The 9,256-nt window shown below is 63.6% G+C and carries 8 protein-coding genes; 7 read left to right on the top strand and 1 reads right to left on the bottom strand.

Annotated features, from left to right (window positions below):
* The 7 genes from KMAL_RS10000 to KMAL_RS09970 all read left to right on the top strand — a co-directional run.
* Positions 1-311, top strand: a 311-nt coding sequence (locus tag KMAL_RS10000) for a transposase (protein WP_180999794.1), incomplete at its 5' end; no start/stop codon positions are given.
* Between the two features lie 223 nt (positions 312-534).
* Entirely contained in the window at positions 535-1,242 is a 708-nt protein-coding gene (locus KMAL_RS09995; protein WP_239020063.1) for a sugar transferase, read from the top strand.
* A gap of 77 nt (positions 1,243-1,319) precedes the next feature.
* A complete protein-coding gene (locus tag KMAL_RS09990; RefSeq protein ID WP_110095557.1) occupies positions 1,320-3,557 on the top strand; it encodes a GumC family protein in 2,238 nt (745 codons plus the stop codon).
* A gap of 28 nt (positions 3,558-3,585) precedes the next feature.
* The gene (locus KMAL_RS09985) at positions 3,586-4,668 is read left to right on the top strand and encodes a glycosyltransferase family 4 protein (RefSeq protein WP_110095556.1); all 1,083 of its coding nucleotides are present in this window, start codon (positions 3,586-3,588) and stop codon (positions 4,666-4,668) included.
* Positions 4,665-5,033, top strand: coding sequence for a hypothetical protein (locus KMAL_RS09980; RefSeq protein WP_110095555.1), 369 nt, complete (start codon positions 4,665-4,667; stop codon positions 5,031-5,033). The genes KMAL_RS09985 and KMAL_RS09980 overlap by 4 nt, the downstream gene beginning before the upstream one ends.
* A 25-nt stretch (positions 5,034-5,058) precedes the next feature.
* Positions 5,059-7,098 carry a glycosyltransferase gene (locus KMAL_RS09975; protein WP_110095554.1) on the top strand — a complete coding sequence of 680 codons (2,040 nt, stop codon included), beginning with the start codon at positions 5,059-5,061 and terminating at the stop codon, positions 7,096-7,098.
* A 19-nt stretch (positions 7,099-7,117) separates the two neighbouring features.
* Complete coding sequence (locus KMAL_RS09970) at positions 7,118-7,984, top strand: glycosyltransferase family 2 protein (RefSeq protein ID WP_110095553.1); 867 nt, start codon at positions 7,118-7,120, stop codon at positions 7,982-7,984.
* Here KMAL_RS09970 and KMAL_RS09965 read toward each other — a convergent pair.
* Positions 7,933-9,045 carry an acyltransferase family protein gene (locus KMAL_RS09965; RefSeq protein WP_167400145.1) on the bottom strand — a complete coding sequence of 371 codons (1,113 nt, stop codon included), beginning with the start codon at positions 9,043-9,045 and terminating at the stop codon, positions 7,933-7,935. The two genes, KMAL_RS09970 and KMAL_RS09965, sit on opposite strands and share 52 nt — an antisense overlap.
* Positions 9,046-9,256 lie beyond the last annotated feature (211 nt).

Genomic DNA, 9,256 nt, shown 5'->3' with positions numbered 1-9,256 from the left:
GCATCAAGGAATGCCAGCTGGATCTGTTCTCAGACAGGACATCGTCCCACACCATCCGGGCCAACCAGCTCCGACTGTGGTTCTCGGCCGCAGCCTATGTCCTGCTCATCGCTCTGCAAAAGATGGCCCTTGGGCAAACCAGTCTGGAGAAGGCAACCTGTGGCACAATCCGCGCGCGGCTGCTCAAAATCGCGACAACCGTAAAGGTCAGCGTCCGTCGGATTGTCCTGTCCATGCCGGACATGTTCCCCTGTCAGCATGAATTCGCTCTTGCTCATGCACGATTGCGAAGGCTTTGCCTGGCGCCCTGACGAAACAGACAGCGCACAGGCCACATAGCTCCCACCAACACGGCCTTCTCAGGCCGTGACACCCTCACTGCGTTCAGAACCCGCCGCCAGAAGTAGAATATCGTCAATATTCCAGATCGGGCTCCTGTGGGATGACTGAATTCTACAAAATAACCCAAAATTTCCTCAAGTGTGAGAAATTCGCGTCGAACATGTCACGCGCACGCGGCTGCCCTTTTCCCTGATGCCGCCACTGTGCGGTGTCCCGCTGGACCATGGCAGCCAGGCCTATTTCAGCCATGACGCCATGATCATGACGTTCCGCAACAACCTTGACCGACCGGTCCACCGGGCGATGAAGGTGGCGCTGGACCTGTCTGTCGCAACCCTGGTCCTGACGGCCATCTTCCCGATCCTTGCGATTGTGTATGCACTGGTCCGCCTTGACGGGGGGCCTGCGATCTTCGGCCATATGCGTATCGGGCGGAACGGCCGCCCGTTCCGGTGCCTGAAGTTCCGGACCATGGCGGTCAACGCCGATGCGATCCTTGCCGACCTGCTGTCACGCGACCCGCAGGCGGCGGCGGAATGGGCCGCCACGCGCAAGCTGACGACAGACCCGCGCATCACGCGGATCGGCAGGCTGCTGCGCAGGACCAGCCTGGATGAACTGCCACAGATCTTCAACGTGCTGCGCCTGGAGATGAGCCTTGTCGGCCCACGCCCCATCGTCATGGCCGAGGAGGTCCATTACGGCGCGGACATGGAATATTACATGGCCACCCGTCCGGGCATTACCGGTCTGTGGCAGGTCAGTGGCCGCAGCGACACGTCCTACACCCGGCGCGTCCAACTGGATAACTGGTACGTCCGGAACTGGAGCCTGTGGCGCGACATCGTGATCCTGCTGAAGACCATTCCGGCCGTCCTGGGCCAGAAAGGCGCACGCTGACCATCCCGCCCATCGTGGAAGAAAAGCAGCCATATGCCCCAACACCCCGCCCCTCCCCTTTCGAGAGGACGCAAGTGATGAATACGCTCCAATTGCCCGCCTCATTCAGCGGCCCCGTGCCGGACCCGACGGCAACGCAGCAGGTTTCACCCTTGCATGCCTTCAGCATCATGCGCCGCCACCGCCTGGCCATTGCACTGGTCACGCTGGGCATCGCGGTGCCTGCGGGGATCGGCATCTTCTCGCTCCGGCCTTATTACAATGCCGCGTCCATCCTGATCATCGGCACGCACCAGGCCCCGTTTCGTGACCTGCAGGCCACGGTATCCTCGCCCGAGGTCGATACCGTGGCCGTCAACAGCGAGGTCAGCATCCTGCGCAGCCCGGCCATATCACGGGCCGTGGCGCAGAAGCTGGACCTGGTGAACGACCCCGATTTCCGCGAAGCCCTGGACCATGTACCCATCAGTAAACGGCTGATCGACGCGGTTTCGCGCATCTTCGTAACCCCGCCGCCGCAGCCCCCCATGACGGCGGAGGAACGCCTGCAGGCCGTCAGCCTGCTGCTGGACCAGTGGGTGACGATCCTTAATGACGGGCGGTCCTACATCATCACGATCACGGCCAGCACGGTCAACGCGGCGACAAGCGCGCGCATCGCCAATGCCTATGCCGATGTCTACCTCGACTTCAAGCGCCACATGAAGATCTCGGCGACGTGGCAGGCGAATGCCCTGCTTGATGAACAGATCGCCCCCCTGCGCGAACGGCTGCGCAAGGCGGAACAGGCGGTTCAGGCCTTCCGTGAAAAGAACGGCCTGATCGCCGCCGAACTCGAACGCGCGCCCGGCGCCAACGGCAGCAGCAACAGCGCCGACAGCGGCGGGACGACCGTGACCGACCAGCAGTTGATCCAGATGAACCGCGAACTGATCACCGCGCGCGGCGACCTTGAAAGCCGGCGCGCGCGCTATATGGAGATCCGCAACGCGATCCACAACGGCAGCCTCGACAGCATCCCCGATGCCGTCTCCTCCCCGCTGATCCAGCAGCTCCAGGCGCAGGAGGCGCAGATCAGCAGCCGTGCCGCCAGCCTGAGCCAGACGGTCATGGACGGCAATCCGGACCTGCAGTCGGTGCGCGCGGCCGCGGCACAGGTGCGCGCGCGCATCGGCGCGGAAGTCCAGCGCGTCGCCAGCAGTGCCGCAAAGGAACTGTCGAGCGCACAGGCCCGCGTTGCCGCCCTGTCGGCGGAGGTGGACCGGCTGCAGGGGCAGGTGACGGCTGAAAACGAAGCCGACGTGACCCTGCGCCAGTTGCAGAGCGAGGCCACGGCGGCGCGCACGGTCTATCAGGACTATCTCGGCCGGTTTGCACAGACATCGACACAGGCGGAACTGCAGGTGGCGGAAGCGGACCTGATTTCACGCGCCGAAACGCCGCTTGGCCCCTATGGGCCACCACGCAAGCAGTACATGCTCATCGCACTGCTCTTTGCGCTGATGATGGGGGCGGGATCGGCGCTGGTGATCGACCGGATGCGCAAGGGGGTGCGCAGCACGGCGGAACTCGACGCCATTCCGGGGCTGTTCGCGCTGGGGCTGGTGCCGGCCTTTGCCGGGCCGCTGGCGCGCCAGTACGCCAGCCGGGACCGTTCGGCCTATCTGGAAACGGTGGAATCCATCCGCAGCGTCCTGTCCTTTGGCCACAGCCGCTTCCGCGCGAAGGTCGTTCTGGTCACATCGGCGGAACAGGCGGAAGGGAAAACCACCTTCGCCCTGTCGCTGGCGGCGAATACGGGGCGATGCGGGCAGCGCGCGCTGGTCATTGACTGCGACATGCGCAACCCCTCGGCCATGCGGATCATGGGGGCGGTCAGCATCGTGCGCAACACCCATGCCCCCGTCTCGCCGCTGCTGGCGGGGCTGGAGCGCGACGTGCTGCCCGGGGTCGATATCCTCACGCCGGAGGGGATGATGCACCGTGGCGGCGGCGCCATGCTGCTGCCGGAGGAGTTGGGGCAGATCCTGGCGCAGGTGGGATCGCAATATGACATGATCCTGCTTGATACCCCGCCCGCGCTGGCATTTCCCGACGCTGCCGTCCTGTCACGCCAGACCGATGGCGTGGTGATGGTCGTCAAGTGGGGACAGACCAGCGCCGCAACCCTGGTGCAGGCGATGCGCACGCTGCACACCTATGACGCACGCACGCTCGGCGCCGTCCTGACACAGGCCCCGCCGCACAGCCTGGGCGAGGCGGAGAAACACCCCTTCCGTATCTACAGCCATTATGGACTGCTGCCCCCGGCCTGAGGCGGCGCGCAATGTTTGGAGTGCTTTGGTGAGACCAGCCATCTATGTCAACGGCCGCTTCCTGACCCAGCCCCTGAGCGGGGTGCAGCGTTTCGCGCTTGAGATCTGCCATGCCCTTGCCCGGGTCAGCCACGCGCAGGGACGCCCGTCACCGATCCTCCTGACCCCCGAAGGGCGCATTGCCGAAGGCGATGCGCCCGACCTGCCCCGCCGCACGGTGGGCAAACGCCATGGGCAGGTCTGGGAGCAGTTCGAACTGCCCTTTGCCGCGCGCGGTGGCGTGCTGCTCAACCTTGGCAATACGGCGCCGCTGTGGGGACGGCGCCAGATCGTGATCATCCATGATGCGGGCGTGTTCGGCCATCCAGATTCCTATTCATGGAAATTCCGCCTGTGGTACCGGGTCCTGCATTTCCTGCTGTGCCGGACGCGCACGCGGCTTGTCACCGTTTCCGAATTTTCCCGCACGGAACTGGCACGTTACCTGCGCATACCCGCCGGGCGCATAGCGGTCATTGGCGAAGGGGCCGAACATATCGCGCGCACGCCGGCGGACCCTGCAATCCTGTCGCGCCATGACCTCAAGGCACAGCGTTTCGTGCTCGCGGTCGGCAACCTTGCCCCGCACAAGAACCTGGCGCGGCTGGATGCGCTGGCGCATGCGCTGTCCCTGCGCGGCATCCCGCTTGTCATCAGCGGCAGCGTGAACACCACCGTGTTCAATGCCAGCGGCACACAGATCCTGCCCCGCCCGGCCACCTATGTCGGGCGCGTCAGCGATGGGGAACTGCGCGCACTGTACGAGGCGGCGGCATGTTTCGTGTTCCCGTCGCTGTATGAAGGGTTCGGCCTGCCCCCGCTGGAGGCGATGGCCTGTGGCTGCCCCGTGGTGGCCGCCGACATTGCCGTATTGCGCGAAGTCTGTGGCCCGGCGGCGATCTATGCCAATCCCGCCGATCCCGACGCCATCGCGCAAAGCGTCGTGCGCATCCTCGACATCCCTGCCGTGGCGCAGGAACTGCGCGCGGCGGGACGCGCGCGGGCGGGCGGATTCACATGGGACGGGGCGGCGCAGTCGCTGCTGCAGATCGCACAGGACATGGCATCATGAAGCATGTGCGCACCCTGCGCTGGCCTTGGGTGCGGTCCCTGGCATGCGTGATGGCCATGGCCATCGCAACGGGCGCACATGCCGCACCGACACAGTCGGTATGGTGCAGCATCAGCGATCCATCCTCCGAACAGCTGTTCATCAGCAATCCCCATCCCCTGCCCATGACGTCGCGCATGGCGGTTTACGCCTATGGCGGCAGGTTCGCCCGCACGGTCAACCTGCGCTTTGGCATGCATGTGGTGCTGGAGGGGGCCTACTGCCACGCCTTTCCCACACCCCGCCATGCCGCCGCCGCCCATGCGGACCTGATCGCGCATATGGCGCAACGCAATTTCAGGATTGTTTCGGTCGGTATTTTCTAGTTTCGCGCACAGGAGACTTCTTTTCATGCCTACAGATACTCCGCCTCCCCTGCGCGCTTTCGTGCAACTCAGCTATGGATATGGCGCCAGAAGCTGGCATGCGCGCTGGGAAAAAGGGGAAATACCCGGCATCAACGAACCCTACGCCTATGGATATTATCGCGCGGCGGGGCCCGGTGTCGTTGTTGAACAGTCCGAAGACAGGGCGGAAAACCCGTTCTCGCGCCTTGTGCGCTATGGGGTGCGCTTTCTCCTTGGTTTCGATTTCGTGCAGGCATGGCGCAACCGCAAGGGCATCCTGTCCGCCGATGTGGTCTGGACCCATACCGAGGCACAGGCGCTTGGTGTACTGCTGCTCTATCGCCTGACGCCACGCCGCCCCCATCCCCCCCTGATCGCGCAGAGCGTATGGCTGATGGATCGCTGGCCGCAGGAGGCGGCATGGCGGCGGCTGTTCATGCGCAGCCTGCTGTCGCGCGCGGACATGCTGACGTTCCTGTCGCCCGAAAATCTGGCGCAGGCACGCAGCGTGTTCCCCGGACAGAGGATGGAATGGATCCCGTTTGGCATCCGTGCGGACGAAATGACCGACCACGCCCCGCCGGTACGGATGCCGGGCGATCCCGTGCGGGTCCTGTCGCTGGGCAATGACCGCCATCGTGACTGGCCCACGCTGATCGCCGCGACATCCCCCCTGCCGGATGGCGTGGCGTGCCATGTCACCATTGCCACGGCCAACCGCCTTGACCCGCCACCGCATGTCACGCGCGTTACGCCGAAACGCAATGACGTGCTGTTCCGCCTGTATGATGAAGCCGATATCGTGGTCGTGCCGCTTACGCACAACCTGCATGCTTCGGGCATTACCGTAATCGAGGAGGCAACCCTGCGGGGGCTGCCGGTCATTGCCACGGATACTGGCGGCCTGCGCCATTATTTCGATGGGGACTGCGTTTTTTATGTCCCCGTTGGCGACACGCAGGCCATGGGACATGCCATCGTCACGCTGGCGTGCGACCCGGACCGGTGCGCGGCCATGGTGCGCAATGCGCGCGAACGCATGCGCACGGTTCTCAATTCGCAGGCCTATGCCCGGCGTCATGTCGCACTGTCGCGTGAACTCCTGTCGCAGCGCATGCCCGCCAGTGCCCGCACACCCGCAGGCACCGCCACACCTGCCGCGCGGGACATGAAGATCACGGTCGGGATCGCGACATGCGGGCGTCCGGGCATCCTGCGCGAGACGGTCGCGGAACTGCGACGGCAGACCCATCCGCCACACCGTATCATTGTCTGCGCACCCACCATGGCGGACATGGCGGGGCTGGAGGCATCCGACACGCTGGTCCTGCTTCAGGGACCGCGCGGACTGGCGCACCAGCGCAACCTTTTGTTGCAGCATATGGAAGATGCGGAAATTGTCGTTTTCTTCGATGATGATTTCCTGCCCGATCCCGACTACCTCGCACAATGCGCCATGGCCTTTGCATCGGAACCCGACATTGTTGTTGCGACCGGACGCGTACTGGCGGACGGGGCGAAGGGACCGGGCCTGACGGTGGAGGAAGCGCGCGCGATGCTCGCCAATCCCGCGATCAATGACACGCCCCCCCTGCCCGCAGTACAACCCGCGTGGAACGGATATGGGTGCAACATGGCCTATCGCCTTTCGACCATTGCGGAATCCGGCCTCCATTTTGACGAACGCCTGCCCCTGTACGCCTGGTACGAGGATATAGATTTCTCCCGCCAGTTGGGACGACGCGGCCGCATCGTGCGCGTCAACGGGGCAAAGGGCATCCACCTGGGCAGCAAGTCCGGGCGCACGCCGGGGCGGAGATTGGGATATTCACAGGTGGCGAACCCGCTTTACCTGTCACGCAAGGGCACATTTCCCCTTGACCATGCCCTGCGCAGCATCGGTCGGAACATGGCCATGAACGCCCTGCGCAGCCTGTGGCCGGAACCCTATATCGACCGCAGGGGACGGATCATCGGCAACTGGCTTGCGTTGCGTGACGCCATGTCCGGCCGTGTTTCCCCCGAAAAAATGCTGACGCTTTAACCCACAGGGACCTGTTTCGATGTTCTTTTCACTGATCGTGCCGACACTGGGGCGGGTTGAGGAATTACGCAGTCTCCTGCTATCCCTGACACAACAGTCACTCAAGACATTCGAGGTCATCATCGTGGACCAGAACGAGGATGACCGACTGCTCCCCGTCGTGAAAGAATTCAGCGACAGGCTGAGCATCCTTCACCTGCGCAGCCCCATCCGAAAATGCAACCATGCCCGCAACCTCGGCGCCAGCCGCGCAGGTGGGGACATCCTTACATTTCCAGATGATGACTGCATCTATACGAAGGACATCCTCAAGACCGTCAATCACACATTCAGCTGCGTCCGCTCCCCTGAATTCATAACCGGCTCCGTCATCACGCACGAAGGCCAGACAGGACGTTCAGGGCGGTGGCAGACCGAAGAAACGGTGATTGATCCGCATACTGTCTGGACATGCCTGATCGAATTCAATTTCTTCATCCGCCGCAATGCCTTCAATGCCGTAGGCGGCTTTGACGAAACACTTGGTCCCGGCACGCCCTTCGGTTCGGCCGAAGGGCAGGACCTTGCACTTCGCCTCCTGAAAAAAGGCTTTGCGGGACTTTATCTTCCGACCCTGCGCATCATCCATCCCGACAAGCCCGTCTCCCTCAATATCGCCCGCGCCTACAGCTATGGCGCGGGGATGGGACGGGTCATGCGCAGCAACCACCTTGCCCCCGGCATCGTCCTCATGTTCCTGCTGCGTCCCATCGCGGGGGGCATCCTCTATCTCCTCAAGGGGAACATTCCTTTCTTCCGTTATTATGTCATGACTTTCCTTGGCCGGGTTCGTGGCTACCTTTCGGTATGCGCGGGCATGGCGACGGATGCCTCCCCCACGGCATAGGCCGCCCCACCTGTCGCGCCGGGCCGGCGGCGCGACAGCATGCGCCGCGCAGGCTCATCCACATGCCTGAGTATGAAGAGCGAAACCGCAACCGCCACGATGGCCGCAAGAGGTATTTCCACAATCGCGATCCGTGCATGCACCGTGGCCTGGGACACCCCGTTGACCCAGCAGAAGACCGGGTAATGCAGCGCATAGAGCGGATAGGACACCTCCCCCCCCCATAGCGAGGCCCGCGCCAGGGCGGGCGACATCCTGACGCGCGCGCCGGAAATGACCAGCAGGGGCGAGAAGATCGCAATCCAGGCCATTTCAACCCCGCGCGATGCCGCCACAGGCCAGAAGAACAGCACCAGCATGAGGCACAGGCACATGACGAACATCGGCACGCCAGACATCACCGCCGGGATGGCTGGCGCGAAACGGTAAAGGGCAACACCGATGAAAAAGGAGGCACCGACCCTGGGAAAGCCGCTCCAGAACGTGCCGGGCACGTCCCCACCCAGCCCGGACACCCATACCAGCGGCAGGCATGTCACGATCATGACGCCCGCCAGCACGCGCTGGTCAAGGCGGCGTGTCAGCCACCAGAACAGGTTGATGAACAGCTCCAGAAACAGCGAGTATTGCGGCCCGTTGAGCGGAAAGACCTGTGGGCCGCCGATTTCGTGCGGTGCGAAAAGATACGGCAGGTCCAGCAGCGCCAGCACCACCGCCACCAGCAGCGCCGCATATGCGCCACCGCCGCCATTCAGGTGGCCGCGCACAAGCACATAGGCCGCGCCGATCATCGTCGCCACGATGACCACGGGCATGAGGCGCACAAGGCGACGGCGGAGGAACTGCCCTGCCGACAGGCCACGCGCGCCCGTCATGCGCGTGCCATATGAAAGGGAAAGGACATAGCCGCTGAGGCAGAAGAAAAGGTCCACCGCAAGGCCGCTATTGACCGCAAGCCCCCCGACATCCAGCCAGTGCCCGAGGTGATAGACCATCACCGACAGCGCGGCAAAGCCACGCACACCATCAAGGGCGGCATAATGATGTCTTGGAGCATCCATGTCCTGTTCCTTTCGCGGATCATGGCTGCCGCATGACCTCGGCAATGAAACAGGCCAGTCACCGGACCGGTTTTCCGCAGGGCCAAAAATATTTTGCATCCGCCGTGAAAGAATACCCCGACTTGCGGTTCCTCCTGTCCACCACACGAAAGAATGTGAACCTGCCCGGTGGGACAGTGCATGTCGCACGGACATGCAGGAATTATCCATC

Source organism: Novacetimonas maltaceti, from assembly GCF_002906255.1.
Classification (GTDB): domain Bacteria; phylum Pseudomonadota; class Alphaproteobacteria; order Acetobacterales; family Acetobacteraceae; genus Novacetimonas; species Novacetimonas maltaceti.
This window is presented reverse-complemented; position numbering and strand designations above follow the sequence as displayed.